The organism is Rhodopseudomonas palustris HaA2 (assembly GCF_000013365.1).
Classification (GTDB): Bacteria; Pseudomonadota; Alphaproteobacteria; order Rhizobiales; family Xanthobacteraceae; genus Rhodopseudomonas; species Rhodopseudomonas palustris_J.
Map to the genome: position 1 here is coordinate 2,775,181 of NC_007778.1, position 26,736 is coordinate 2,801,916.

Genomic DNA, 26,736 nt, shown 5'->3' on the forward strand with positions numbered 1-26,736 from the left:
TTCTGAAAGGGCCACAACATGGCGCTACGAAGTGGCAACAGCTCGTCCGATCGCGATGGCGGCCCCGTCGAAGCGGCAGGTTACCTTTCGGAGGCAATCTCCGAGCTGATCCAGATCGCCCAGGTCCATCGGCTGGATATGCTGTGTTATTTGCTCGATATGGCGCGCCTGGAGGCCGGCGAAATCGTGCGGCTGCGCGCCGGATGCTGTGCGCAACGCAGCGAAACGGTTCATGCCGGGTATGAGCGGAGCGGCCCAAATCCGCATCCGGTTTCGGCTTTCCAGGATCAGGGGGCGGAGCGCCGGGTCCACCGTGGTCCCGGCGGAACCGACTGAGGCTTTACGTCTTATTAACCGAACTGGTTCACGATTCGAAATAAGCGGGAGGCGGGCCGGATGTACGTCCGCCTCCGAGATGGCTCGAAGTGTCACCACTTCGGGCCGTTGCTTTTTGTGGCGCAGCCCGGTCTCACAGCAGCGACACCAGCCCGCCGCCATGGCGCTCCAGCCGGCCGGCGAGTTCCAGCTCCAGCAGCACGGTGCGCACCACCGCGGGAGCGATACCGCTCAGCCGGATCAGATCGTCGATTCCGACAGGGCTCGGCCCCAGCAGGTTGACGATCCGGCTGCGGTCGCTGGGATCTGGATCGCTTGCCGGCGGCGGGTGGTCGGGTTCGCGGCCGGGCAGCTCGATCGGCCGATCGAGGATCGGCGCCACCGCCTGGATGATGTCGGCGGCGCAGGTGATCAGCGTCGCGCCCTGCTTGATCAGATCGTTGGTGCCGGCGGCGCGCGGATCGAGTGGCGAGCCCGGCACCGCGAACACCTCGCGGCCCTGATCGGCGGCGCGCCGCGCGGTGATCAGCGAGCCGGAGCGATACGCCGCCTCGATCACCACCACGCCGACCGCGGCGCCGGAGATCAGCCGGTTGCGGCGGGGAAAATCCTTGCCGCGTGGGACATGGCCGAGTGGCATTTCCGAGATCGCCGCGCCGCGCGCTTCGATAATGTCGAGCAGCAGATCCTCGTGCTCTGCCGGATAGATCTTGTCATGGCCGCCGGCCAGCACCGCGACGGTGCCGCTGCCGAGACTGGCGCGATGCGCCGCCTGGTCGATGCCGCGCGCCAGCCCGGAGATCACCACGAAGCCGCTCGCGCCGAGGTCGCCGGCGAGCAGGCCGGCGAACTTCAACCCGGCGCCGGAAGCGTTGCGTGAGCCGACGATCGCGATCATCGGCCGCTGCATCAGCGCCAGCGCGTCGGGCAGCGCATGGACGCCGAGCAGCGGCGGCGCATCGTCGATCGTCGCGAGGCGAGGCGGGTAGCCAGGCTCGCCCGGCGCCACCAGCTCGACACCGAGCCGCCGCCCGCCCTCGATCTCGCGCCGCGCCTCATCTTCGGACGGGATACGTCCGGCGCGCGCCGCGCCGCCGCGCCGCGCCAGTTCCGGCAACCGCTCCAGCGCCGCGCGCGCCGAGCCGAAATGATTGATCAGCGAGCGGAAGGTGCGCGGCCCGACATTGTCGGCCCGGATCAGCCGCAGCCAGTCGACCCGCTGGGCCTCGGTGAGAACGGTCGTCCCCTGATCACTGCTACGCTCGCCCAAAGTGCACCCCCGGCCGGGAGTGTCGCGCGACTGATGCGTGTGATCAAGACTGGCGAGGGGTGGACGTCATAGGTGCGGAGAGAGCCACTGCGTTCTTGAAACGCGAGCTCCAAGCTCCGGGATACCGAAGTCATCTGTGCCAAACTGGCGAAGCGGCCCAATGGGCACGGTTTCAAATCGGAGATGGAAGCGAATATTACCAACAAGCTCAAGCGAGGAACGTTCTCGGCTAAGTTTTTCCTCGCCTATCTTGCTGCGACGGAGTTTGAGGGAGTAGTTTTGAAAGAGAGTTAGTCTTTTCGCCAGGCCTCAAAAATTCTCATCACGATTCCACCCTGACCGATCAGTGCGATGGTCCCACAAGATAGAACCACCAGAATGTCACCTCTATAGAACCAGTCGGATATTTTGATGTGGCCCTTTTCTGAAATGTCTCTTTCAGCCGCGACTTTCGTTGGGAGCGTGGCAAACTGGACATTATTGGGTAGCCTCGTAGTCGGGCTACTTTCAACATTCGTTCTAGTGAAGACGACAGACGTCAAAGAGCAATATTGGGCTGAGGACAGGCGGCAATCCAGCGAACACATTGCAACATTGAACAACGAATCGGCAAAACTAACGGCGGACAATCTGGCGCTACAGACAGCCTTGTTGCCAAGGCACGTTGGGCTAATCGGAATTGATGAACAGCCTAAAGCCAAGACGTGGTTTGCTGGGTTTGAACGCTGGGCCGGGACTAAAATACTAATTCAAGTCGTCGCTGGCGATCTTGAGGCACAGAATCTTGCGAACGAGATCGCGATCGTTCTCTCAAAATACGGCTGGAAACCAGAGTTCATTGACGAGACGCGCTCAGGGTATTCTCTGAACCTCTCAGAAGGACTCAGCGTCTTTTCGCCGGCTTCCTACAAGGCTTGGGATCCTAAGGATGAGGCACAGCAAAGGTTCTCGGTATTGAGTGCAGCTGCGGTTTCGCTGGCGCTGGCACTCACAAACGCCGGGCTCGGGGTTGGGTCATATCCTGTTGGTGGCACGCATGGTTTGATAATGGTTGTCGACTTCCCCCCGGGGTCGGATGGGGCTTTGAGCGACCCATTCCGGAACTTTTCGCCGAAATTGGATGGCGTGTACCTGCAGGTAGGATCAAGGCCGGTTGCAGCTACGGTCGCTTGGATCAAAGCCGGTCGCCCCGACGCATCGGGCAAAAGGGCCGACGCGTCACCAGCCAATTCGCACAAATAGGCTGTCAAAGAGAGCGCGATCACGACGTGCCCCCAATTGGGTCGGTGGTGTCCGCTAGGCTTGGGGCGTTCGCTCCATAACGCTGCGCGGCCCGACATTGTCGGCCCGGATCAGCCGCAGCCAGTCGACCCGCTGCGCCTCGGTGAGAAGCACGTTCCCTTGTCGCTGGTACTTTCGGCACGCACCACCCCCGCCGGGAGTGTTGCGCAACTTTTGCGAGTGGACAAGTTCAACGAAGGCGGAAGATGATGAGGTATCGGGCGCCGTCACCCTGAGGTGGCCGCGTAGCGGCCCTCGAAAGGGCGATGGTAGGGTAAGAAGGGGACGAGCGCCACGCCGTGTGGCACATCCTTCGAGGCTCGCTGCGCTCGCGCCTCAGGATGACGGCGCGTGAGAAGCAAGCTGCGTAGCAGTCGCTTACTTCTTCTCGCCGATCTTGCTCTCGGTGCCGGCCTGCAGCCGCTTGATGTTTTCGCGGTGCATCCAGAACAGCAGCAGCGTCAGCACCGCGAACAGCGAGGCGAGGGCGGGGTGGCCGAACCACCACAGGAAAATCGGGGTGATGAAGGCGGCGACCAGGGCGGACAGCGACGAGTAGCGCGCGGTGACCGCGGTGGCGAGCCAGAGCAGGCAGAACACGATCGCCCCGGGCCAGAACAGGCCGATCAGCACGCCGATATAGACCGCGACGCCCTTGCCGCCCTTGAACTTCAGCCAGACCGGAAACAGGTGGCCGAGAAACGCGCCGAGCGCGGCCAGCATCGCGGCTTCGGCGCCGCCGAAACTCGACGCGATGATCACCGCGGCGGTGCCCTTGAGTGCGTCGAGCAGCAGCGTGGCGGCGGCGAGGCCCTTGCGGCCGGTGCGTAGCACGTTGGTGGCGCCGATATTGCCGGAACCGATCGAGCGCAGATCCTCGGTGCCGGCGATCTTGGTCAGGATCAGCCCGAACGGAATCGAACCGAACAGATAGCCGAGCAGCAGCGCTGCGATGTAGATGCCGATCAACATCGTCGTGGTTCCCTCAATGTGCGCTGACGTGCTCGTACACCGTGCGTCCGCCGACGATGGTGCGGACCACCCGTCCGGAGAACCGCGCCTCGTCGAACGGGGTGTTCTTGCACTTCGATTTCAGTTCGTTCGGATCGACGATCCACGGCGTGTCGAGGTCGATCACGATCAGGTCGGCCGGGCTGCCTGCGCGCAGCGTGCCGCCGGGCAGGCCGAGCAGTTCGGCCGGGCGGGTCGACATCGCGCGGATCAGACTCAAGAGATCGAGTTCGCCGGCGTGCAGCAATCGCAGGCCGGCCGGCAGCATCGTCTCCAGCCCGATCGCGCCGGCGGCGGCCTCGGCGAAGGGCAGCCGCTTGACCTCGACATCCTGCGGATTGTGGTCCGACATGATGACGTCGATCAGACCGGACGAGACCGCGGCGATCAGCGCCTTGCGGTCGTCCTCGCTGCGCAGCGGCGGCGACAGCTTGAGGAAGGTGCGATACGGGCCGATGTCGTTCTCGTTGAGCGTGACGTGATTGATCGACACCGACGCCGAGACGTTGATCCCGGCGTCGCGAGCGCGCTGCAGGATCTCCAGCGACTCGATGCAGGTCAGCGAGGCGGCGTGATAGCGCCCGCCGGTCAATGCGGCGAGGCGGACGTCGCGCTCCAGCACCACGGCTTCTGCGGCACTCGGCACGCCGGACAGGCCGAGGCGGGTGGCGAACTCGCTTTCGTTCATCACGCCTTCGGCAACCAGATCGGGGTCTTCGGTGTGATGGACGATCAGCGCATCGAAATCGCGCGCATAGGTCAGCGCGCTGCGCATCACCCGCGCATTCATCACACTGCGGTCGCCGTCGCTGAACGCCACGGCGCCGGCGGCCTTCAACAGCCCGATCTCGGTCATCTCGATTCCGTTCAGACCCTTGGTCAGCGCGGCCATCGGATGGATGTTGACGATCGCGGTGTCGCGGGCGCGACGCATCACGAAATCGACCGTCGCCGAATTGTCGATCACCGGCGAGGTGTTGGGCTGGCAGATGATGGTGGTGATGCCGCCGGCGGCGGCGGCCTGGCTGGCCGAGGCGAAGGTCTCGCGGTGGCTGGCGCCGGGCTCGCCGACGAAGGCGCGCATATCGACCAGCCCGGGGGCGACCACCATGCCGGCGCAATTAATAATGTCGGTGCCCTCGGGCACGCCGGCGGCGCCGATGCCGCGGCGCGCGTCGCGGATCACGCCGTCGGCGATCAGCACGTCGCCGAGGCCGTCGAAGTCGCGCGCCGGATCGATCAGGCGGGCGTTGGCGAGCAGGATCGGGCGGCGGTCGATCAGCATTGTCGGTCCAGTTCCAGCTTCAGGCGTTGGGCAGGTTGCGGGCGAGCGCTTCGAGCACCGCCATCCGCACCGCCACGCCCATTTCGACCTGTTCGCGGATCACCGACTGCGCGCCGTCGGCGACGATCGAGTCGATCTCGACGCCGCGATTCATCGGGCCCGGATGCATCACCAGCGCGTCGGGCTTGGCGTAGGCCAGCTTCTTCTGGTCGAGCCCGAAATAGTGGAAATATTCGCCGCTCGACGGCACGAACGAGCCGTTCATCCGCTCGCGCTGCAGCCGCAGCATCATGACGATATCCGCGCCGTCGAGCCCTTCGCGCATGTCGCGCGCGACCTCGACGCCCATGCGCTCGATGCCGCGGGGCAGCAGCGTCGAGGGCGCGACCACGCGGACGCGGGCGCCCATGGTGTTGAGCAGCAGGATGTTGGAGCGGGCGACGCGCGAATGCATCACGTCGCCGCAGATCGCGACCACCAGGCCTTCGAGCCGGCCCTTGTTGCGGCGGATCGTCAGCGCATCGAGCAGCGCCTGGGTCGGATGCTCGTGCGCGCCGTCGCCGGCATTGATCACCGAGCCGTCGACTTTTCGCGCCAGCAGTTCGACCGCGCCGGAGGCGTGATGGCGGACCACGAGGATGTCCGGGTGCATCGCGTTCAGCGTCACCGCGGTGTCCATCAGGGTCTCGCCCTTGCGCATCGAGGACGACGACACCGACATGTTCATGACGTCGGCGCCGAGCCTTTTGCCGGCGATCTCGAACGACGATTGCGTTCGCGTCGAAGCCTCGAAGAACAGATTGACCTGGGTGCGGCCGCGCAACGAGGCGCGCTTCTTGTCGACCTGCCGGTTGAGCTCGACATATTCCTCGGAAAGGTCGAGCAGGCCGGTGATGTCGGCGGCGGAAAGCCCTTCGATCCCCAGCAGATGCCGGTGAGCGAGGACAAAGGTCGATTTCAATGCGGGGGTCATTAAAGCAAGAGCTATAGGGAGACTTGCCGGAGCGGGCAAGCGCGATCCGCAGGCCCGCGCAGAATATCCCCCGGTGCTGTGGAACAGAGGCCCGGTGTATCGCGACCGCTCGCGATGTTGGTCGAAGGTCGCGGCTCTGGTAAAGCGGTGCGGTCTATCCCGCGCGACGCTCAGGAGCCGCCATGCCGACGCTTGCGACCGCTTTGCTCGACGCTCTCAAGGATCACGGCGCCAAGGAGATCTTCGGCATCCCCGGCGATTTCGTGCTGCCGTTCTTCAAGGTGATCGAGGAGAGCGGAAGCCTGCCTTATTTCACGCTGAGCCACGAGCCGGCGGTCGGCTTCGCGGCGGATGCGGCGTCGCGCTACCGCGGCGGTATCGGCGTCGCAGTGGTGACCTACGGCGCCGGCGCGTTCAATCTGGTCAATTCGATCGCTGGCGCTTACGCGGAGCGCTCGCCGGTGGTGGTGATCGCCGGCGCGCCCGGCGCGCGCGAACGCACCAGTGGCTATCTGCTGCACCATCAGGTCCGCACCGTCGACACGCAACTCGCGGTGTTCAAGGAAGTCACCTGCGCGCAGGCGGTGCTGAACGATCCCGCCACCGCGCCGGCCGAGATCGCCCGCGTGCTGCGCAGCTCGCTGGAACTGTCGCTGCCGGTCTACATCGAATTCCCCCGCGACATGGTCGACGCCAAGGTCGAGCCGGTCGAGAAGCTGCCGCAGCGGGCGGCCGACCCCGGCGCGTGCGCCGAATGTTCCGAGGAAATTCTTGACCGGATCGCCAAGGCCAAGTCGCCGGTGGTCGTGGTCGACGTCGAAATCCGCCGCTACGGCGTCGAGAAGCAGGTCGCCGCACTGGCGCGCAAGCTCGGCCTGCCGGTGGTGACGACGTTCATGGGCCGCGGGCTGCTCGAAGGCGACGACGACGTCGTTGCCGGCACCTATATGGGCGCCGCCGGCGATCCCGGCCTGTCGGCGCTGGTAGAAGAGTCCGACCTGGTGCTGATGTTCGGGGTGATCCTGTCCGACACCAATTTCGCGCTGTCGACCAACATGACCGATCCGCGCCGCACCGTGCTCGCCACCGGGCGCGAGGTGCAGATCGGCCATCACGTCTATCGTGACCTGCCGCTGGCGGATCTGATCGCCGGGCTCGACGCTCACGCCACGGCGCATCCGCCGCGACCGCGCAATGCTGGGCAGGGCATGGTCTATCCGCGCAAGCTGGTCGCCGATTCCGGCGCGATCGCACCGTCCGATATCGCCACCGCGATCAACGACCTGTTCGACAAGCACGGCAAGATGCCGATGACCGCCGACATCGGCGACTGCCTGTTCACCGCGATGGAGATCGACAACACCGCGCTGGCGGCGCCGGGCTACTACGCCGGCATGGGCTTCGGCGTGCCGGCGGGCGTCGGCGTCGCCGCCACCGGGTTGCGGCCGCTGATCCTGGTCGGCGACGGCGCGTTCCAGATGACCGGCTGGGAGCTCGGCAATTGTAAGCGCTACGGCCTCGATCCGATCGTGGTGCTGTTCAACAATTGCAGCTGGGAGATGCTGCGGGTGTTCCAGCCGGAGTCGAAGTTCAACGATCTCGACGACTGGCACTTCGCCGACATCGCGCCGTCGATCGGCGGCCACGGCGTGCGCGTCACCACCCGCGCCGAACTCGCCGCGGCGCTCGATGCCGCCGTCGCGCGGCGCGGGCAGTTCTCGCTGATCGAAGTGATGCTGCCGCGTGGCGCCACCTCGCATACGCTGGCGCGGTTCGTCAAAGGCTTCAAGGCCGCGCGCGAGCGGATGAAGTGAGCGCCTGAGCATGATGCGCCGCCTCGCGCTTGCGTGCTTCGGCATGGTGCTGGCGACGGCGGCGCGCGCGCAGCCGCTGCCCGACGATTTCGTCTATCTGCGCGATCTCGATCCGAGTATCCGGCAGGACATCCGCTATGCGGGCGTCAACAATTTCGTCGGCCGGAAGCTTGCCGGCTATGACGCCAACGAGTGCATTGTGAAGCGGTCGGTCGGGCTCGCCTTGCAGAAGGTGCAGCGCGAACTCGCGCCGCAGAACGTCTCGCTGAAGATGCTCGATTGCTACCGCCCGGCGCGGGCGTCGCGCGAGATGGTGGCGTGGGCGCAGGACGGCCATGAGACCGCGGCGCAGAAGCGCTACAATCCCGGCTTCAGCAAGAGCGAGCTGTTCCGGCTCGGCTACATCGCGGAATATTCCGGCCACTCGACCGGGGCGGCGGTCGACGTCACGCTGGTCGATCTGCATGCGCCGACGGGACCTTCGTTCGATCCGAATCGGGCCTATGCGGATTGCACCGCGCCGGAAGCGCTGCGGGCCCCGGAGAACAGCGTCGACATGGGAACCGGCTATGACTGCTCGGACGCCAAGGCGCACACTTCCGCCAAATCGATCACCGCCGGGCAGCGCCGCTGGCGCAAGCTGCTGGCGGGAGCGATGGTGCGGCAGGGCTTCGTCAATTTCAGCAAGGAGTGGTGGCACTTCTCGCTGCCGGGCGGAGGCCGACAGGCCTACGATTTCCCGATCGCGCCCCGGACGCGGTGATCTCGAGCGGTCGCTGTCGTATTTCGACGGGGGGCCACAACCCGCGAACCGGCGTGATCTTGCGCGCGTTTGTGCTTAACATGCGCGCGAATCCATTTGCCTCCCGCCGGGAACACTCATGACGCAGCCGTCTTTCGCGACCCACGACGTCTTCAACCAGTCGCCGCCTTTCGAGGAGGTCGATCTGTTCGGGACCGATCGGCCGCTGGTCGAGGCGGTGACTTTCAACAATGGCGGTCATGCCCATGTCGAGCTCGAGGCGTTCGGGCGCAATTGGGGCTCGGCGCATATGGCCGAGCGCGGCCGGCTCGCCAACGAGCAGACGCCGAAGCTCAAGACCTTCGACGCCAAGGGGCTGCGCCGTGATCAGGTCGAGTTTCATCCCGCCTATCACGAACTGATGTCCGAGAGCTTCCACGCCGGCATCCACAATTCGACCTGGGACCACAACGGCCAGCCGGCCGGCGGCTCGGCCGAAGTGGTGCGGGCCGCGAAGTTCTACATGGCGGCGCAGGTGGAGACCGGGCATCTGTGCCCGGTGACGATGACGCGCGCCTCCGTGGCTGCACTTGCCGCGCAGCCGGAGTTGCTTGCGCAGATCATGCCGGTTCTGAGCAGCAAGCGCTACGATCCCGCTTTCGCGCCGTGGTCCGAGAAGCGCGGCATGAGCGTCGGCATGGGCATGACCGAGAAGCAGGGCGGCACTGATGTGCGCAGCAACGCGACCCGCGCGATCCGCGACGGCGACGCCTATCGCATCATCGGCCACAAATGGTTCATGTCGGCGCCGATGTGCGACGCTTTTCTGGTGCTGGCGCAGGCGGAGGAAGGACTGAGCTGTTTCTTCATGCCGCGCTTCAAGCCGGATGGTTCGATCAATGACATCCAGTTTCAGCGGCTGAAGGACAAGCTCGGCAATCGCTCCAACGCGTCGTCCGAAGTGGAATTCACCGGCGCTTATGCGGTGCCGGTCGGCGAGCCGGGGCGGGGCATCCGCACCATCATCCAGATGGTGCAGCTCACCCGGCAGGATTGCGCGATCGCCTCCGCAGGCTTGATGCGGTCCGGGCTCGCGCACGCGCTGCATCACGCCCGCCATCGCAGCGTGTTCCAGAAGCACCTCATCGACCACTCGCTGATGCAGTCGGTGCTCGCCGATATGGCGCTACAGGTCGAAGCCTCGGTGGCGCTGGTGATGCGGCTGTGCCGGGCGTTCGATCAGGCGCCGCACGATCATCTCGAAGCCGCCTATATGCGGCTGATGACGCCGGCGGTGAAATACTGGGTGTGCAAATCGGCGCCGCCATTTCTCTACGAGGCGATGGAGTGCATGGGCGGCAACGGCTATGTCGAGGACGGCATTCTGGCGCGTCACTATCGCGAGGCGCCGGTGAACGCGATCTGGGAAGGCTCCGGCAATGTGATGTGCCTCGACGTGCTGCGCGCGATGTCACGCGAGAGCGACGCAGGCACCGAAGTGCTGCAGAGCCTGATCCAGGACACTGCCGGCCTGACCGGCGGACCGGCCGCGGCGAGCCTGGTCGCCCGGGCATTCCTGCAGGCCGACAACGAGCGCACCGCGCGGCTCGCGGTCGAGACGCTGGCGAAACTCGCCGCCGCCTCCGCGCTCAGCGAAATCCACCCCCCGCACGCCGAACTCTTCGCCCGGACGCGGCTGACGCCCGAGCCGGCGACGATGTACGGCGCGGCCGACCTGTCGGCCGATCAGGCGCAAAGCTTGCTGGCGCGGGCGCTGCCGGAGATGTGATACCAGTCCCTGTCACCAAGTTCGTCATGCCCGCGCTTGTCGCGGGCATCCACGTTGTTCAGCGGTGCATCGTCCAAAGGCGTGGATGGCCGGGACGAGCCCGGCCATGACGGGTGGATAGGTTGGTCAGAGTGTTCTGAAGGGAGCGTGAGATCAGCTCCCGACCGTCACGCCCTCGGCGAAGTACCACCGGCCACGGACTTTGCGGAATTGCGAGCGTTCGTGGTGGGTCTGCTCGGCAGCGCCGCCGCGGCTGAAGCGGGCGACGAATTCGACGGTGCCGCGGCTACCCTTCTCGTGGCTATCGAGCACCAGCAGATCGACGAAGGTCGACTGCTCCATCCATGCGCGATTGGCGTCGTGGTCGAACAGGTCGCGCATGTCGGGATCTGTGGTCTCGACGATATAGTCGAAATCCTTCAGCACAAAGGCCGCGTAGCGCGACCGCATCAGCGCTTCCGGCGTCGCCGCCTGCCGTGCTCGGGCGAGCAGCGGCCCGCAGCAATTGTCATAGGGTTTGCCCGATCCGCAGACGCAATTCATCGCACCATTCCGTCATTCGTTAACGTCGCAATGAAGCTCGATCAGTCGGCGCGGTTCAACGTCGCCAGCCGGTCGAGCGCGCCCTGCAGGATGTAGATCGCGGCGTGTTCGTCAATGATCTTGGCCCGCTTGGCGCGGCTGACGTCATTGGCGATCAGTTCACGCTCGACGGCCGCCGTCGATAGCCGTTCGTCCCATAGCCCGATCGGCAGCTCGGTGAGGCGAGCGAAATTGCGCGCGAAGGCGCGGGTCGACTGCACGCGCGGACCTTCGCTGCCGTCCATGTTGAGCGGCAGTCCCAGCACGAAGCCGCAGGCGTTGCGTCCGGCAGCAAGCGCCAGCAGGCGCTGGGCATCCGCGGTGAAAGCCTTGCGCGCGACGGTCTCGATGCCGGTGGCGAGCCTGCGATCCGGATCGGAAACCGCGACGCCGATGGTCTTGGTGCCGAGGTCGAGGCCGAGCAGGGAGCCGCGCGCGGGCCAATGGCCGGCGGCTTCGATCAGCGGAAGGATGAGAGCGGGCATGGCGCCGCATAGCAGCCCATGGCCGCGGGCGCAAAGCCGATCCCGCGCCTCTCCCGGAGCGGCGATCCTCGCTGTCAGGAGCCGCCGAGCTGAGCGGCGGTTGTTCGGTTCTGGCTGCAAGAAGGGTGTCTAAGTACCGTATTTTGTGCGGGTTTTTCGACTTTTACGCCCTCATTTGAGCAATATCATCTGTCATTCAAATATCAGTCGATATCTGAAGCAAGCTCGATCGCGTCCCCGGATGCGATCGACGGAAGGGACCACCATGACCGAACCAGCCCACACTTCGATCCACCAGACATCCGGCAAGCACCCGATCGAGGCCGATGCGGGCGCGGGGTTCTGGCGCAAAGGGCCGGCCGATACGCTGCCGCCGCCCGACATGATGGGCCCCTACATGCGTAACCGTCCGGTCCCGGCCGAACAGGTCGAAGGGCGCAAGGCCTGGATCATCGGCAGCGGCATCGCCGGGCTGGCGGCCGCCTTCTACATGATCCGGGACGGCGGGATGAAAGGCTGCGACATCACCATCCTCGATACGATGCAGATCGCCGGCGGCTCGCTCGACGGCGCCGGCAATGCCGACGAGGGCTACATCATCCGCGGCGGCCGCGAGATGAACTTCAACTACGACAATTTCTGGGACCTGTTTCAGGATGTGCCGGCGTTGGAATTGCCCGAGGGCTATTCCGTCCTCGACGAATATCGGCTGGTCAACGACAACGATCCGAACTGGTCGAAGGCGCGGCTGATGCACAAGCAGGGCGAGATCCGCGACTTCTCGACGCTCGGCCTGAGCAAGCTGCACCAGTGGGAGATCCTCAAGCTGCTGCTCAAGCGCAAGGAGGACCTCGACGACATCACCATCGAGCAATATTTCAGCGCAAGCTTCCTCGAAACCAATTTCTGGTATCTGTGGCGCTCGATGTTCGCCTTCGAGAACTGGCAGAGCCTGCTGGAAATGAAGCTCTACATGCATCGCTTCCTCGATGCGATCGACGGGCTGACCGACATGTCGGCTCTGGTATTTCCGAAATACAATCAGTACGACAGCTTCGTCGTGCCGCTGACCCGGATGCTCGAGGGGAAGGGCGTGAAGGTGCAGTTCGGCACGAGGGCCTATGATCTCGACATGGTCGAAGAGGCCGGCCGCCGCACCGTGACGGCGATCCGCTGCAAGAAGGACGGCAAGGACGACAGCATCGCCGTCGGGCCGAACGACGTTGTGTTCGCGCTGACGGGATCGATGACCGAGGGCACGGCCTATGGCGACATGGACACCGCCCCCGTGCTGGCCCGTGGCAATGCCGAGCCGGGCGACGACAGCGACTGGATGCTGTGGAAGAACCTGGCGAAGAAGTCGCCGGTGTTCGGCAAGCCTGAAAAATTCTATGGCAATGTCGCGGGCTCGATGTGGGAATCGGCGACGCTGACCTGCAAACCCTCACCCCTCATCGACAAGCTGAAGCAATTGTCGGTCAACGATCCGTATTCCGGCAAGACCGCCACCGGCGGAATCATCACCTTCACCGATTCCAACTGGGTGCTGAGCTTCACCTGCAATCGCCAGCCGCATTTTCCGACCCAGCCCGACGACGTGCTGGTGCTGTGGGTCTACGCGCTGCTGATGGACAAGGACGGCAATCACGTCAAGAAGCCGATGCCGGCCTGCACCGGCCGGGAAATTCTGGCGGAGCTGTGCTATCATCTGGGGATCGTCGATCAGCTCGACGCGGTCGTGGCCAGCACCAAGGTTCGTCTGGCGCTGATGCCCTATATCACCGCGCAATTCATGCCGCGGGCGGCGGGCGATCGCCCGCGCGTCGTGCCCGAGGGCTGCACCAACCTGGCGCTGATGGGGCAATTCGTCGAGACCAGCAACGACATCATCTTCACGATGGAAGCCTCGGTGCGCACGGCGCGGATCGGCGTCTACACGCTGCTGGGCCTGCCCAAGCAGGTCGCCGATATCAGCCCGACCCAATACGACATCCGCAACCTGCTGAAGGGCGCGCGCGCGATGAACAACAACGAGCCGTTCCCGGGCGAACGGCTGTTGCATCGCCTGCTCGACAACAGCTACTACGCCCATATCCTGCCGCCGCTGCCGGAGCACGACGACAGCTTGCGCGAACGCGCCGAGGCCGAACTGTCCACGCTGCTGGGCAAGGGAAGCCAGGCGCTCGGCGCGGTCGTCGGCTGGCTCGACCGGATGCGGGACGGACTGAGAGACACGTCGAAATAACGACGAGCGGAAGGAAGCCGGCGCGCCGCTTCCTTCCGCGCGCGTTGCAACGGATCGATCGAATGCGAAAGACGAGGGAACAGAGCCGGCTGGAGACGCGGGAACGGCTGATTGCTTCGGCCCATGCGGCGATCAGGCGTGACGGCATCGGCGGTCTGTCGCTGCGCCGGCTGTGCGAGGAGGCCGGCTATTCCCAGGGCGCGTTCTACTCCAACTTCGCCAGTCGCGACGACCTGCTGCTGGTGCTGATGGAGCGACACGTGCTCGGCGAAGTGGAAACGCTTCGGCGCCTGGTCCAGGTGATGGACGGCGAGGCTCTGGGCGACGTGCCCGCAACGGTGGCCGCGCGCCTCGCCGATCTGGCGCAACAGACCGAATGGTCGCTGCTGTCCATCGAACTGCAACTGCACGCCCAGCGCGATGCCCGCTTCGCCGACGCCTACAACGCGGCGAAGATCAGCTATCATGCCGAGTTCGCGCGGCTGGTCGAGGACATCCTGCAACGTCACAACCTCGCGCCGGCGCTGCCGCCGCTGCAGATCGGCATCGGTCTCTACGCGCTGTGGTCGGGCCTGGCCGTGCAGGGCACCGTTCCGGGTGCCGGGCCGCGCGATGAAATCTTTCTTGCCTTTCTACGCGCCGTGATCGGCGGATCACCATCGCCCGCTGACGGGAGACAGCCGTCCGCCGATCAGTCGGCATCGTGAGAACCGCGGATCAGCGGATCGCGACCGGGTTGATCATGCTCTGCACCGCGCCCTTGAACCGCGGCTGGCCGAGCACGAACATGAACTCGTAGACCTTGTCGCGGGCGAGGTCGGCGGTGTTCATGTTTTCCAGGATGTAGGTACCGTTCATCGGCAGCAGGATCTGGTGGACCTCGAAGATGTTCTTGCTCTCGAACGGCACCACCTCGACGCCCCAGGTGTCGGCGCCGACCGCGACCACACCCTTGGAGGTCAGATACTTCGCGCCCTCGACGCCGACGCCGGGTTCGCCGGTGTTGTAGCGCTTGTCGTCCTTGCCGATCAGGCTGATCCAGCCGGTGTGGAACAGCACGACGTCGCCCTGACGGATTTCGACGCCCTGCTTCTTGGCGACGTCCTCGATCTCCTTGACGTTGAAGGCGGTGCCTTCCTTGACGACGTCGGTGCCGAAATGCGCCGCCATGTCGAGCAGCACGCCGCGCGTCACCATCGGCGGCACCTTGTCGATGCCGAGCTTCTTCAGGCCGGTCGCATCGCCGAAATCGGCGATCTTGTTGCCGTTGTAGTAGACGTGCTCGACGCCAATATGGCCGAGCCCGTCGAGCTGGCTGCCGACGCCGACCCAGCCTTCGATGATGTCGTCATTGTAGGTCGTCTTGCTCGGGCCCATGCCGGGGCTGCCGGCCTGGCCGGGTTGCACCACGGTGATCTTGAAGGCGCGCGGCGGATAGGCCGGGGTCTTGGTATCGACCGGGATGCCGAGCGCGTAGACCTTGCCGGTCTTCACCAGTTGCGCGGCTTTCAGCGCCAGCTCGGGCGTCAGATAGTTGGCGGCGCCGATCTCGTCGTTCGGCCCCCATTTCGACTTGGTCCAGTCCGGTGCGGGGGCCTGGGCCTGAGCGATCCCGATCGAGCCCATCAACGCGACCGAGACGCCGAGCGTCAGCATTTTCAGCATGGTGGTTTTCTCCCGATTGTTGTTTCTTGACGTTTGTCGTCGGCCCGCAACGCCGTTGCCGGTTGCGGGCCGCGTGCGATCTTCCGCCGGAAAGCTGCTTCGCGCCATCGGCAACATTGGGTGCGGCGCCGCAAATCGCCATAGAAACGGGACCGCTCATGCCGTGGTGCGAGATCGCGTTGTTGCACGCGCGAACCACCTCATTCAGCCCCGGATAGCCGGGCGACCGCGCTGCGTGCTAAAGCGGCGGCGGCGCGCAACGACGCCCGCCGTCCTTTCTCACCATCGCGAGCACTGAGCATGTGGCCGGACCGCCGTCTCCTCGACCTGTTCGATATCGAATTTCCATTCGTTCTGGCGCCGATGGCCGGCGCGATGGATGCCGAGCTGGCGATTGCAGCAGCGCGGGGTGGGGCGCTGGCGTCGCTTCCCTGCGCGATGCTGACCGCTGACAAGGCGCGCGAGCAGGTCGGGATCTTCCGCCAGCAGGTGTCGGCGCCGGTCAATCTCAACTTCTTCTGCCACAGGTCGGTCGCCGCCGATCCGGCGCGCGAGGCGGTGTGGAAGCAGCGGCTCGGCGCCTACTATCAGGAATTCGGCCTCGACCCGGCCGCGCCGGTGGCCGCCGCCAATCGTGCGCCGTTCGATGCGGCGATGTGCGAACTGGTCGAGCAGTTGAAGCCTGCGGCGGTCAGCTTTCATTTCGGCCTGCCGGACGAGGCTTTGCTGCGGCGCGTGAAGGACGCCGGCTGCATCGTGCTGGCGTCGGCGACGATCGTGCGCGAGGCGATTTGGCTCGAGGAGCGCGGTGCCGATCTGGTGATCGCGCAGGGCGCCGAGGCGGGCGGGCATCGCGGCATGTTCCTGACCGAGAATATCGCCGAGCAGCCGGGCCTGTTCGCGCTGCTGCCGCAGGTGGTCGATGCGGTGCGGGTGCCGGTGATCGCGGCCGGCGGCATTGCCGATGGCCGGGGCATCGCCGCGGCGATGGCGCTCGGCGCTTCCGGCGTCCAGATCGGCACAGCCTATCTGCGCTGCCCGGAATCGCGGATCAGCGCTCCGGCGCGCGCCGCGTTGGCCCAGGCGACCGACGCGTCCACCGTGATCACCAACGTCATGACCGGGCGTCCCGCACGCGGCGTCGCCAACCGGGTGATGCGCGAAATCGGGCCACTGTCCGCTGACGCGCCGGCGTTCCCGCATGCGGCCACAGCATTGGGCCCGCTGAAGGCCGAGGCGGAGAAGCAGGGCCGCACCGATTTCACCAACCTTTGGGCCGGGCAGGCGGTGCGGCTCGGTCGCGACATGCCGGCGGCGGAACTGACCCGGGCGCTGGCGGGTTCGGCGTTGGCGCGGCTGAGCCGGCTCGCCGGCTGATCCGGCCGAGCGGGCTGAGGTTGCGGCGCGAAAGCCGGCTCTGCTATACGGCACAGGTCGCCACTTCCGGGAAAGGCCTTACATAATGTCGGTCGATGCCGCCACCGTCCGTCGTATCGCGCATCTGGCGCGGATCGCCGTGACCGACGACGAGGTCCCGCATCTGCAGGGCGAACTGAATGCGATGCTGGCCTTCGTCGAGCAGCTCTCGGAGGTCGATGTCGACGGCGTCGAGCCGATGACCTCGGTGACGCCGATGCAGATGAAGAAGCGTGCGGACGTCGTCAATGACGGCGAGATCGCCGATCAGGTGGTGGCCAACGCGCCGGCGACGGAAGATCACTTCTTCCTGGTGCCGAAGGTGGTCGAATAGGAGCCCGCCGATGTGCCTGCTGTGCGACGACGAGAAGGCCTATCAGGCCTATATGGACTACCTCGACGCCATGGAGCGGCAAGGCAAGGTCGCTGACCCCGACAAGGCGATGGACGCGATCCTCGACGGCCTGCAGGCCGCCGACAAGGCCAGGCGCGACGCGCCCGAGAACGACAAGACGCTGTCGCCGTTCTTCTGCAGCCCGGTGAACAAGTAGGCCTCAAGCCTTCTTCAGCTTGCGGACGCGGCGCAGGTCGGCGTTGATCTGCGACTGCCAGCCGGCCCCGAGGGCGCGATAGGACTCCAGCACATCGGCATCGAGCCGCAAGGTAACGGAACTCTTCGGCTGCGCCCCGAGCGGGGGCCGACCACGGCGGACGATCTTGCCGCCGATGCGAATTTCGCCGGTGCGGAAGAATTCGTCGAGTAATTCGGGCGCATCATCGGGATCGTCAGTCAAAGGCTTGCCGAAAGAGGGCGGCCCAGCGGACTTCTTCCTTGGCATGGCAATACCTCATCGAAATCACATGATGGTCGCCGTCTCGTGGCGTCCAGACGATCACGACCATGCGTGAACCGACGTATCCGGCGGTGATGTAGCGGTTCTCGCCGTAGTCGAAGCGATCGTCGAGCTTCGTCACGATACGTCCGGCAAATGCCGTTGCGGCGTCGGTGGCAAAGTCGAGACCACGATGTCGCCGGGTCCAATCCCGCTTTGCCGGATCGAATGAGATGGACATGCAATTATGTAACTACAATATTCGAAACGTCAATGCCCGACTCTAGCCGCGCCAGCCAAAGCGGCACAATCGCTTCAATTGTCGAAGGCGCTGTGCTAGCCAGCGCTGCAACAAAGCCGCACGGATCCGCGGCGCCCGTGACCGGCCCGGCGCCGGCTTCAATCCAGGCGTGCCTGAACCATGACCGATCTGACTTCGCTGACGCTGGCCGAGGCCCGCGATGGCCTCGTGAACAAGTCCTTCACCGCGGTCGAACTGACCGACGCGCATCTCGCCGCAATCGAAGCCGCGCGTGTGCTCAACGCCTATGTGCTGGAGACGCCGGATCAGGCACGGCAGATGGCGCAGGCGGCGGATGCGCAGATCGCCAAAGGCGAGGGCGGGCCGCTCGCCGGCATCCCGCTCGGCATCAAGGATCTGTTCGCCACCAAAGGCACGCGCACCACCGCCTGCTCGAAAATTCTCGGAGACTTCAAGCCTCCCTACGAGTCGACCGTGACGTCGCAGCTGTGGCGCGACGGCGCCGTGCTGCTCGGCAAGCTCAACAACGACGAATTCGCGATGGGCTCGTCGAACGAGACATCGTGCTTCGGCCCGGTGGTCAACCCATGGCGGCGCGCGGGCTCGGAGACCAAGCTGGTTCCTGGCGGCTCGTCCGGCGGCTCGGCGGCGGCGGTGGCCGCCGGCCTCTGCCTCGGCGCCACCGCCACCGACACCGGCGGGTCGATCCGGCAGCCGGCGGCGTTCACCGGCACCGTCGGCATCAAGCCGACCTATGGCCGCTGCTCGCGCTGGGGCATCGTCGCGTTTGCGTCCTCGCTCGACCAGGCCGGTCCGATTGCCCGCACGGTGCGCGACAGCGCGATCCTGCTCGGCTCGATGGCCGGCTTTGACCCGAAGGACACAACCTCGGTGGATCGCCCAGTGCCGAACTACGAAGCCGCGATCGGCGGCTCGGTGAAGGGCATGAAGATCGGCATCCCGAAGGAGTATCGGCTCGACGGCATGCCGGCCGAGATCGAGAAATTGTGGATGCAGGGCGCCGAGTGGCTGAAAGCGGCGGGCGCCGAATTGGTCGAGGTGTCGCTGCCGCACACCAAATACGCACTGCCGGCCTATTACATCGTGGCGCCGGCGGAAGCCTCGTCGAACCTCGCGCGCTACGACGGCGTGCGCTACGGCACCCGCGTCAACGGCCGCAACATCGTCGAGATGTACGAGAACACCCGCGCGGCCGGTTTCGGCGCCGAGGTCAAGCGTCGCATCATGATCGGAACCTATGTGCTGTCGGCGGGCTATTACGACGCCTATTATCTCCGCGCCCAGAAGGTCCGCACCCTGATCAAGCGCGATTTCGAGCAGTGCTTCGACCAGGGCGTCTCCGCGATCCTGACGCCCGCGACGCCATCGGCGGCGTTCGGAATCGGCGAAAAAGGCGGCGCCGATCCGGTCGAGATGTACCTGAACGACATCTTCACCGTGACGGTGAACATGGCGGGCCTGCCGGGCATCGCGGTTCCGGCGGGGAGCGACTCGCAGGGACTTCCGCTGGGGCTGCAACTGATCGGGCGGCCGTTCGACGAGGAGACGTTGTTCTCCCTCGGCGACGTCATCGAGCAGTCCGCCGGCCGGTTCACGCCGGCTAAGTGGTGGGCGTAGCCTGCGCGCGATGCACCGGCTTTTGCGTTGCGTTTCCCGTTTTGTTTCGCCATTCTCGGATGGGTGGGTAGGATTTGTTGAATGAGCGCCGATGAAGGGGGGCCGTCTCCGCAAAGCGTCGACGGGATTTTAGGCTCGTCAAAGATTGCGGTGGCGATCGAGAACGACCGCTACAAGCACCTGCTCGACAATGTTCCGGTGGCCCTCGCGGTGTCGCGTGGCAACGGCGACGATCAGCGGATCGTCTATATCAATCACGCTTTCGAAGATCTGATGTCGCTGGCCCCGGCCGACATCGAGGGGCAGGGCTGGAACTGCCTCGATGCGTTGATCAACGAAGACGATACGGCGCTGACGCTCGGCGCGGCGATCCGGGACGGCGAGGATTTCATCGGCGTGTTCCGCCCCACCGTGCCGCCCGACCGGGTGCTGATCGTGCAGGCCTACGCCTCCGTGATCGAGAGCGACGACGGCGTCGAGAATTTCCGGATCGCGGCGTTGGTCGATGTCGGCGGACGCGAGCGGGCGCAGATCGAGCTGTTCGAGTCCCAGATCCGTGAACGCGACACCCTGATGCGCGAGCTGCAGCATAGGGTGAAGAACAATCTGCAATTGGTGACGGCGCTGGTGCGGCTCGAAGCGCGTTCGGCGGCCGAAGGCGAGACCGTCGCGCTGACGCGGCTCGCAAGCCGGATCGATGCGTTGACCGCGCTGTACCGGATTTTGTCCGCAGAGAGTGCCGCCGGCAGCGATATCGATCTCGGCCAATATCTGTCGGATGTCACCGAGGCGGTGATGCAGGCCCATGGCAGCGAGGGGATCGCCTACGACCTCAATGTCGGGTACTGCCCGCTCTCGGTCAATGTGGCGATGCCCGCCGGCCTCCTGGTGAACGAGATGCTGACCAACGCGCTGAAATACGCCTTCGTCGGACGCCGCGGCGGCCGGATCAAGGTGATCTGTAGCGTCGAGAACGGTCGCGTCTCGGTGATCGTCTCGGACGACGGCGCCGGCCTGCCGGAAGGCCAGGAATGGCCGTCGCCGCGCAAGCTCGGCGCGCTGATCCTGCAGACCCTCAAGGAAAACGCCCGCAACGTTACGTTCCGGGCAGAGAGCATTCGCGGGCAGGGCACGTTGTTCGCCCTCGGCTTCGAAGCGCCACCGGCTCCGGCGACGAATTGATCTTGGAGCGGGGCGCCCCGCCAGGCGGCGGCGGTCCCCGCATCCATGCTGTTTCGGCTTCGTACTGTTGGAAAATGACGCAGATCGGCCTATTCAGGCCCTCATTGCTGAATTCGTCAGAGAGTTTCTCCATGAACGCACCCGTCAAACCGTCCCAGCTCATCAAGGGCGCCACCGGCGATTGGGAAGTCGTGATCGGGCTGGAGATCCACGCCCAGGTCTCGTCCAACGCCAAGCTGTTCTCCGGTGCGGCGACCGAATTCGGCGGCGATCCCAACAGCCACGTCTCGCTGGTCGACGCCGCGATGCCCGGCATGCTGCCGGTGATCAACGAGGAGTGCGTGAAGCAGGCGATCCGTTCGGGACTGGGACTGAACGCCCAGATCAACCTGCGCTCGGTGTTCGACCGCAAGAACTATTTCTATCCGGATCTGCCGCAGGGCTACCAGATCAGCCAGTACAAGTCGCCGATCGTGGGCGAGGGCGAGGTCGTGGTCGATCTGCCGGACGGCGACAGCACCACCGTCGGCATCGAGCGGCTGCATCTCGAACAGGACGCCGGCAAATTGCTGCACGATCAGGACCCGACTTCGACCTTCGTCGATCTCAATCGCTCCGGCGTTGCGCTGATGGAGATCGTCTCCAAGCCGGATCTGCGGTCGTCCGAACAGGCCAAGGCCTATGTGTCGAAGCTGCGCACCATCCTGCGCTATCTCGGCACCTGCGACGGCGACATGGAAAAGGGCAGCCTGCGCGCCGACGTCAACGTCTCGGTGCGCAAGCCGGGCGAGCCGTACGGCACGCGGTGCGAGATCAAGAACGTCAACTCGATCCGCTTTATCGGTCAGGCGATCGAATACGAGGCTCGCCGCCAGATCGGAGTTCTCGAAGACGGCGGCGCGATCGTGCAGGAGACACGGCTGTTCGATGCGGGCAAGGGCGAGACGCGGTCGATGCGTTCCAAGGAGGAGGCGCACGACTATCGCTACTTCCCCGATCCAGACCTGCTGCCGCTGGAATTCTCCCAGGCCTATGTCGACGAGCTGAAGGCCGGGTTGCCGGAACTGCCGGACCAGAAGAAGGCCCGGTTCATCGGCAGTTTCGGGCTCTCGCCGGACGACGCGGGCGTGCTGGTGAGCGAGCGGGAGAGCGCCGATTTCTACGAGGCGGTGCTCGCCGCACTTGCGGACGCCGCGCGCGACGGCAAGCTCGCGGCCAACTGGGTGATCAACGAACTGTTCGGCCGCCTCAACAAGGACGGCCAGAGCATCGAGGTGTCGCCGGTCTCCGCCGCGCAGCTGGCTGCGATCGTCGACCTGATCGGCGAAGGCACCATCTCCGGCAAGATCGCCAAAGAGCTGTTCGAAATCGTCTGGACCGAAGGCGGCGATCCGCGCGTACTGGTCGAAGCGCGCGGCATGAAGCAGGTCACCGACCTCTCCGCGATCGAGAAGGTGGTCGACGAGATCATCGCCGGCAATCCCGACAAGGTCGCGCAGGCGATCGCCAAGCCGGCGATGCTCGGCTGGTTCGTCGGACAGGTGATGAAATCGTCCGGCGGCAAGGCGAACCCGCAGGCCGTGAACGACCTCTTGAAGCGTAAGCTCGGTCTCTGACGGCGCGCCGCGTGTGCCGTCTTCGCCGTCGTCGCGACGCGCGGAGGCTGCGCGGCGCCGACGATCGCTCTCGAATCATCGGTTTCGATTCGCGCCGAAACCCACGCCCCGCAGCATCCATTGTGCGCCCATGCGGGGGTGTGCATGAAAATATTTTCGTTGCCAAAAATTGCGACTCAGAGTCCACGCGCGACGCGCGTGCGCCGACTCGGCGCGCCTTGCGCGGAGGCAAAGTGTGTACTTGGCACTACTAACGAATTCAAAAAAGCTCTGCAGTTCGTGCGTTTCTTGTGATCTTGACAAATGCCGATGCAGGTTTTTTGCGGGTAAACTCGATCGTGCGGTGAATTGCGCGACACGGCGATTTCAAAGACGCCGCAGCCGAGCGGCAAAACAGCCATCAACACTTCCTTAAGCGGGACACTGTTTTTTTCGATGTGTTGGTGTATTCGGGAAGTAGTGCATCTCGATTCCCGAGTGCACGCAGCAGCAATCGAGCCATCTCACTTTATCGGAGGGCAACATGGCCAAGAAAGCGAAGAAGGCAGTAAAGAAGACGACGAAGGTGGCCAAGAAGGCCAAGAGCGCCGTCAAGAAGACTGCGAAGAAGACGAAGAAGGTCGCCAAGAAGGCCGCCAAGAAGTAAGCTCGCTTCGGCGAGAGCCGGCTCGAAAGATGCCGGCAGCGTCACGAGGGCCATCGGCGAGGCACGCTTTCACGAGCTTCTCCCCGGCGAAGGCCTTGGTCGACGAGAGGGTGTCGGCGAGACATCAGGTCAAGCGGCTGGAATTTTTCGACGGGGTTCGTCCTCGTCCGTGAAAGTCCGGCAGAAGAAACGGTTTTTCTTCGAACGGTGCGGATGCTGGGTCCGCAGTTTCACGGCGGTCATCGCGTGTGAGATTTGGTCCTGACGTGTTCGCCGACGCCCTCGTTGTTTTCCGAGCCCCGGTTCCGGCTCGTGAGCAGTTCCGCCTTCGGGCCCCGCGGCTTTGCTGCCGTCCAACTCCTCCCGTCCTGTCGTCCGCTTCGTCGCGCCCTGCCGCTGCGGTTTCGCCGGCCGAGGTCCGCCGCGCTCGCCCGGTTGCCGCGATGGTTATCGGTTCGCCAAATCCCAGGGTGAATCGACCGTAAGCGCATCGAGAAAGTCGCTGTGCCTCAGCGGTTTCTTCGATTCACCCAGACGGGCCGCCGGTCCGCGTTCAGAATCCGTTCATCGCGACGCTTAAACTGCTCTTCAAATTTGACCGACATGATCACCCCATAACGCGCCGGGACACGGCGGTGGGGACGACAAGATCAGAGGACAGGAGCCGCGCTCGGTTCGGGCCCGGCCAGGATGGAGAGACAGATGCTGCAGGGACATTTCAACATCGAGACTGCGCTGCCGATCGAAGCCGGCGAGAGCCCGGACGTGCTGTTCGATCTCGGCCTGTTGTTCGCGTCGGGGCGCGGCGCGCCGGTCGATCTGATCGCGGCGCACAAATGGTTCAACCTTGCCGCTCTGAGAGGCCGCGCCGACGCGATCGAACTGCGTCGCGAAGTCGCCGAGCAGATGTCGGCCGACGAGATCGCCGCGGCGCAGCGCGAAGCGCGGGCCTGGATCACCTCGCACTGATTGCGGGGAGGGCAGAGACCGCCCGAGGACCCTCCGCAGTCGCGCCGTTCATTCGATCCTGATGCCGGCGGCACGGATCACATCAGCCCACAGCAACTTCTCGTCGGCGAGCGTCTTGCGCAATTCGTCGGGCGACGAGGCGGCCGGCACGATCATCTGGGTCTTCAGCTTCGCGATCACCGCCGGTTCGGACAGCGACTGACGAAACTCGGCATTGATCGCAGCGACCAGCGCCGGCGGCGTTCCGCCCGGCGCGATCAGCGCGTTCCAGGCGTCGGACTGAACCTCGATGCCGCTCTCTTTCAAGGTCGGAATCTCCGGCAGAAACGGCGACCTTTCCGGCGTCGTCACGGCCAGAATCCGGATCGCGCCCGAGGCCTGCTGCGGTGCTACCGCGATCGCCGGCAGGCAGGCGGCCTGTACGTCGCCGCGGATCAGCGCGGTCACCGCGTTGGGCGATCCGGCATAGGGGATGTGCACCATTTTGGCGCCGGCCTTCTGCGCGATCGCCTCCATACAAAGTTGCGACAGCGAGCCGGCGCCGATCGAGGCGTAAGCGAGGCTTTTGTTGCCGTCCTTCAACCGGGCGATGAAGTCGGACACGGTGCTGATCCCGAGACTGCTCGGCACGGCCAGCACGCTCGGCATCCGTGTCAGCATCGTCACCGGCGCGATGTCGCGCTCGGGGTCGTAGGGCAGCTTCGCGAACAGAATCCGGTTGATCACCAGCGGCCCTGCGATCGAGATACCGAGCGTCGCGCCGTCCGGGCGCGCCTTGGCGACGGCGTCGGTGCCGATATTGCCGGCCGCGCCCGGCTTATTCTCGATCACGAAGCTGACGCCGGGATGGCGCGCCTGCAGACTGTCGGCCAGCACGCGGCCCACCATGTCCGGAGTCGACCCCGCCGAGAACGGCACCACGATCCGCACCAGCTTCGGCGGCCAGCTGTTGGGCTGGGAGGCCGGTTCTGCGGCGCTCGCCGTTGCGGCGTGCGCTCCGAACAGCGCAATCAGTGCGAACATTGCGCGTGTTCGCAGCCGTGGCCGTCGACCGGTGGCTTCCAGCATTTGCATCCGTCCCGTAAAGAGTGATACCCGGAATTCGTTCGCGCGATTGGCCGATCTGCCGTGCCTCACGCAGCGGCGCGGACCATAGTGGGATTTGGCCGGCGCGGAAACCGACGCGTGCCGACGGGGACAGGAGTGGCGCGATGGGACTTGCGGTGATGATCCTCGGCCTGGTGCTGTTCATCGGCACCCACGTCGTGACGACGCAGCGCGATCTGCGGGGCCGCCTGATCGGGATCGGCGGCGAAGCAGTCTACAAGATCGGTTACGCCGTTCTGGCGATCCTCGGCATCGTCCTGATCTCCTACGGCTTCGGTGCCTACCGTGAGGATGGATTGATCGATCTGTGGTTTCCGCCGGTCTGGACCAAGCACCTCACCGCGCTGCTGATGCTGCCGATGGCTATCCTGCTGGCCGCGGCCTATTCGCGCGGCCGCATCTATGCGGCGGTGAAGCACCCGATGATCACCGCGGTGAAGCTGTGGGCGGTCGGCCATCTGATCGCCAACGGCGATCTCGGCTCGATCATCCTGTTCGGTTCGTTGCTGGCCTGGGCGGTGTACGACCGCATCTCGCTGAAGCGGCGCGCCGACCCGGGCGGCCCGCGGATTCCGGTCGGCGGCCCGAAAAACGACGCCATCGCGATCGGCGCCGGCGTGGTGCTGTATCTGGCGCTGGCGTTCGCCTTCCATCCCTACGTCGTCGGCGTTCCCGTCTTCGGAGCCTAAGCATGTCCGTCCAAACGACCATCAAGCGGAAGACCGCTCCGGACATCCGCGCGCGCAAGGGCGGCGATCCGATCGTGATGCTGACCTCGTATCACGCCCACACCGCCTCGCTGGTCGATCGCTATTGCGACGTCATCCTGGTCGGAGACTCGCTCGGCAATGTGATGCACGGCTTCGAGACCACCATCCCGGTGACGCTCGAGATGATGATCCTGCAGGGCCACGCGGTGATGCGCGGCTCGCAGCACGCGCTGGTCGTCGTCGACATGCCTTTCGGCTCCTACGAAGCGTCGAAGGAGCAGGCGTTTCACTCCGCGGCGCGCATCCTGAAAGAGACGCATTGCGGCGCGGTGAAGCTCGAGGGTGGCGTGCGGATGGCGGAGACCATCGCGTTTCTCACCGAGCGCGGCATTCCGGTGATGGGCCATATCGGGTTGACGCCGCAATCGATCAACACGCTGGGCTCGTTCCGCGCGCAGGGGCGCGAGGAGGGCAGCTGGGAGCCGATCGAGGCGGACGCGCGCGCCGTCGCCGATGCGGGCGCCTTCTCCGTCGTGGTCGAGGCGGTGGCCGAGCCGCTCGGGCGCAAGATCACCGAGACGATCGCGATCCCGACCATCGGCATCGGCGCCAGCGCCGCCTGTGACGGTCAGGTACTGGTGCTCGAGGACATGCTCGGGCTGTCGCCGCGCACCCCGAAATTCGTCAAGCGCTACGGTGAACTCGGGCCGGGCATCGAAGCGGCGATCAAGGGCTATGCCGAAGAGGTGCGGTCGCGCGCCTTCCCGGGGCCGGAACACGTCTACGGAATGAAGGCGAAGGGCTGAGGCTGGCGCGCCGGTTAATCATATCGGGGCATCCCCTTGATCCGGCTGGCTTTGCCTTGCCTCCGCCATAACG

Annotated in this window: 28 protein-coding genes and 1 pseudogene; 18 read left to right on the forward strand and 11 right to left on the reverse strand. The window is 65.2% G+C overall.

What is annotated here, in order from left to right:
- Positions 1-18 precede the first annotated feature (18 nt).
- Positions 19-336, forward strand: a complete 318-nt coding sequence (locus RPB_RS25220; RefSeq protein WP_011441310.1) for a hypothetical protein — start codon at positions 19-21, stop codon at positions 334-336.
- 133 nt (positions 337-469) lie between these two features.
- On the opposite strand, the gene dprA is transcribed toward RPB_RS25220, so the two are convergent.
- Positions 470-1,606: a DNA-processing protein DprA gene (gene dprA / locus RPB_RS12195; protein ID WP_011441311.1), complete on the reverse strand. Its 1,137-nt coding sequence runs from the start codon at positions 1,604-1,606 to the stop codon at positions 470-472.
- Between the two features lie 126 nt (positions 1,607-1,732).
- On the opposite strand from dprA, the pseudogene RPB_RS25265 reads away from it, so the two are divergent.
- Positions 1,733-1,900 (forward strand): annotated as a pseudogene (locus RPB_RS25265) (DUF6471 domain-containing protein); the annotation flags it as partial.
- A 117-nt stretch (positions 1,901-2,017) separates the two neighbouring features.
- The gene (locus tag RPB_RS24590) at positions 2,018-2,848 is read left to right on the forward strand and encodes a hypothetical protein (protein ID WP_157038819.1); all 831 of its coding nucleotides are present in this window, start codon (positions 2,018-2,020) and stop codon (positions 2,846-2,848) included.
- Positions 2,849-2,902: 54 nt separating this feature from the next.
- On the opposite strand, the gene RPB_RS25225 is transcribed toward RPB_RS24590, so the two are convergent.
- The 4 genes from RPB_RS25225 to RPB_RS12210 form a co-directional block, all read right to left on the reverse strand.
- A complete protein-coding gene (locus RPB_RS25225; protein ID WP_349644108.1) occupies positions 2,903-3,118 on the reverse strand; it encodes a hypothetical protein in 216 nt (71 codons plus the stop codon).
- A gap of 147 nt (positions 3,119-3,265) precedes the next feature.
- Positions 3,266-3,859, reverse strand: a complete 594-nt coding sequence (gene plsY / locus RPB_RS12200; protein ID WP_011441312.1) for a glycerol-3-phosphate 1-O-acyltransferase PlsY — start codon at positions 3,857-3,859, stop codon at positions 3,266-3,268.
- Between the two features lie 13 nt (positions 3,860-3,872).
- Entirely contained in the window at positions 3,873-5,183 is a 1,311-nt protein-coding gene (locus RPB_RS12205; RefSeq protein ID WP_011441313.1) for a dihydroorotase, read from the reverse strand.
- Between the two features lie 19 nt (positions 5,184-5,202).
- A complete protein-coding gene (locus tag RPB_RS12210) occupies positions 5,203-6,156 on the reverse strand; it encodes an aspartate carbamoyltransferase catalytic subunit (RefSeq protein ID WP_011441314.1) in 954 nt (317 codons plus the stop codon).
- A 182-nt stretch (positions 6,157-6,338) separates the two neighbouring features.
- Between RPB_RS12210 and ipdC the strand changes: the two genes are divergently transcribed.
- The 3 genes from ipdC (at position 6,339) to RPB_RS12225 (ending at position 10,501) form a co-directional block, all read left to right on the forward strand.
- Positions 6,339-7,970, forward strand: a complete 1,632-nt coding sequence (ipdC, locus tag RPB_RS12215) for an indolepyruvate/phenylpyruvate decarboxylase (protein WP_011441315.1) — start codon at positions 6,339-6,341, stop codon at positions 7,968-7,970.
- A 10-nt stretch (positions 7,971-7,980) separates the two neighbouring features.
- Positions 7,981-8,733, forward strand: a complete 753-nt coding sequence (locus RPB_RS12220) for a M15 family metallopeptidase (protein ID WP_011441316.1) — start codon at positions 7,981-7,983, stop codon at positions 8,731-8,733.
- Positions 8,734-8,851: 118 nt separating this feature from the next.
- A complete protein-coding gene (locus tag RPB_RS12225) occupies positions 8,852-10,501 on the forward strand; it encodes an acyl-CoA dehydrogenase family protein (protein ID WP_011441317.1) in 1,650 nt (549 codons plus the stop codon).
- A 153-nt stretch (positions 10,502-10,654) separates the two neighbouring features.
- Here RPB_RS12225 and RPB_RS12230 read toward each other — a convergent pair whose 3' ends face one another.
- Together RPB_RS12230 and ruvX are read right to left on the reverse strand one after the other, a co-directional pair.
- Positions 10,655-11,044, reverse strand: a complete 390-nt coding sequence (locus tag RPB_RS12230; protein WP_011441318.1) for a YchJ family protein — start codon at positions 11,042-11,044, stop codon at positions 10,655-10,657.
- A gap of 41 nt (positions 11,045-11,085) precedes the next feature.
- Complete coding sequence (gene ruvX, locus RPB_RS12235) at positions 11,086-11,568, reverse strand: Holliday junction resolvase RuvX (RefSeq protein WP_011441319.1); 483 nt, start codon at positions 11,566-11,568, stop codon at positions 11,086-11,088.
- Between the two features lie 265 nt (positions 11,569-11,833).
- Between ruvX and RPB_RS12240 the strand changes: the two genes are divergently transcribed.
- Both RPB_RS12240 and RPB_RS12245 read left to right on the forward strand, forming a co-directional pair.
- A complete protein-coding gene (locus RPB_RS12240) occupies positions 11,834-13,813 on the forward strand; it encodes an oleate hydratase (RefSeq protein ID WP_011441320.1) in 1,980 nt (659 codons plus the stop codon).
- A gap of 44 nt (positions 13,814-13,857) precedes the next feature.
- Positions 13,858-14,520, forward strand: coding sequence for a TetR/AcrR family transcriptional regulator (locus RPB_RS12245; protein ID WP_245258214.1), 663 nt, complete (start codon positions 13,858-13,860; stop codon positions 14,518-14,520).
- Positions 14,521-14,530: 10 nt separating this feature from the next.
- Here RPB_RS12245 and RPB_RS12250 read toward each other — a convergent pair whose 3' ends face one another.
- A complete protein-coding gene (locus RPB_RS12250; protein ID WP_011441322.1) occupies positions 14,531-15,478 on the reverse strand; it encodes a cyclase family protein in 948 nt (315 codons plus the stop codon).
- 300 nt (positions 15,479-15,778) lie between these two features.
- Here RPB_RS12250 and RPB_RS12255 point away from each other — a divergent pair, with 300 nt between their 5' ends.
- From RPB_RS12255 to RPB_RS12265, 3 genes are all read left to right on the forward strand, one after another.
- Positions 15,779-16,855 (forward strand): NAD(P)H-dependent flavin oxidoreductase, encoded by a 1,077-nt coding sequence (locus RPB_RS12255; protein WP_011441323.1) that lies wholly within the window; start codon positions 15,779-15,781, stop codon positions 16,853-16,855.
- An 85-nt stretch (positions 16,856-16,940) separates the two neighbouring features.
- Positions 16,941-17,228 carry an Asp-tRNA(Asn)/Glu-tRNA(Gln) amidotransferase subunit GatC gene (gene gatC, locus RPB_RS12260; RefSeq protein WP_011441324.1) on the forward strand — a complete coding sequence of 96 codons (288 nt, stop codon included), beginning with the start codon at positions 16,941-16,943 and terminating at the stop codon, positions 17,226-17,228.
- A gap of 10 nt (positions 17,229-17,238) precedes the next feature.
- Complete coding sequence (locus RPB_RS12265; protein WP_011441325.1) at positions 17,239-17,445, forward strand: hypothetical protein; 207 nt, start codon at positions 17,239-17,241, stop codon at positions 17,443-17,445.
- Positions 17,446-17,448: 3 nt separating this feature from the next.
- On the opposite strand, the gene RPB_RS12270 is transcribed toward RPB_RS12265, so the two are convergent.
- Entirely contained in the window at positions 17,449-17,733 is a 285-nt protein-coding gene (locus RPB_RS12270) for a BrnA antitoxin family protein (RefSeq protein WP_041798225.1), read from the reverse strand.
- Complete coding sequence (locus RPB_RS12275) at positions 17,681-17,968, reverse strand: BrnT family toxin (protein WP_011441327.1); 288 nt, start codon at positions 17,966-17,968, stop codon at positions 17,681-17,683. Before RPB_RS12275 ends, RPB_RS12270 begins: the two co-directional genes overlap by 53 nt.
- A 180-nt stretch (positions 17,969-18,148) precedes the next feature.
- Between RPB_RS12275 and gatA the strand changes: the two genes are divergently transcribed.
- From gatA to RPB_RS12295, 5 genes are all read left to right on the forward strand, one after another.
- Positions 18,149-19,627 (forward strand): Asp-tRNA(Asn)/Glu-tRNA(Gln) amidotransferase subunit GatA, encoded by a 1,479-nt coding sequence (gene gatA / locus RPB_RS12280; RefSeq protein WP_011441328.1) that lies wholly within the window; start codon positions 18,149-18,151, stop codon positions 19,625-19,627.
- Positions 19,628-19,708: 81 nt separating this feature from the next.
- On the forward strand, positions 19,709-20,809 hold the full coding sequence (locus RPB_RS12285) for a sensor histidine kinase (protein WP_011441329.1): 1,101 nt from the start codon (positions 19,709-19,711) through the stop codon (positions 20,807-20,809).
- A 131-nt stretch (positions 20,810-20,940) separates the two neighbouring features.
- Entirely contained in the window at positions 20,941-22,425 is a 1,485-nt protein-coding gene (gene gatB, locus RPB_RS12290; protein WP_011441330.1) for an Asp-tRNA(Asn)/Glu-tRNA(Gln) amidotransferase subunit GatB, read from the forward strand.
- A gap of 523 nt (positions 22,426-22,948) precedes the next feature.
- Positions 22,949-23,071: a hypothetical protein gene (locus RPB_RS25160; RefSeq protein ID WP_011441331.1), complete on the forward strand. Its 123-nt coding sequence runs from the start codon at positions 22,949-22,951 to the stop codon at positions 23,069-23,071.
- A 702-nt stretch (positions 23,072-23,773) separates the two neighbouring features.
- On the forward strand, positions 23,774-24,040 hold the full coding sequence (locus RPB_RS12295; RefSeq protein ID WP_011441332.1) for a hypothetical protein: 267 nt from the start codon (positions 23,774-23,776) through the stop codon (positions 24,038-24,040).
- Between the two features lie 48 nt (positions 24,041-24,088).
- On the opposite strand, the gene RPB_RS12300 is transcribed toward RPB_RS12295, so the two are convergent.
- Positions 24,089-25,108, reverse strand: coding sequence for a Bug family tripartite tricarboxylate transporter substrate binding protein (locus tag RPB_RS12300; RefSeq protein ID WP_011441333.1), 1,020 nt, complete (start codon positions 25,106-25,108; stop codon positions 24,089-24,091).
- 143 nt (positions 25,109-25,251) lie between these two features.
- Between RPB_RS12300 and RPB_RS12305 the strand changes: the two genes are divergently transcribed.
- Together RPB_RS12305 and panB are read left to right on the forward strand one after the other, a co-directional pair.
- Positions 25,252-25,836, forward strand: a complete 585-nt coding sequence (locus RPB_RS12305; RefSeq protein ID WP_011441334.1) for an NnrU family protein — start codon at positions 25,252-25,254, stop codon at positions 25,834-25,836.
- A 2-nt stretch (positions 25,837-25,838) separates the two neighbouring features.
- Positions 25,839-26,663 (forward strand): 3-methyl-2-oxobutanoate hydroxymethyltransferase, encoded by an 825-nt coding sequence (gene panB, locus RPB_RS12310; RefSeq protein WP_011441335.1) that lies wholly within the window; start codon positions 25,839-25,841, stop codon positions 26,661-26,663.
- The last annotated feature ends 73 nt before the right edge of the window (positions 26,664-26,736 follow it).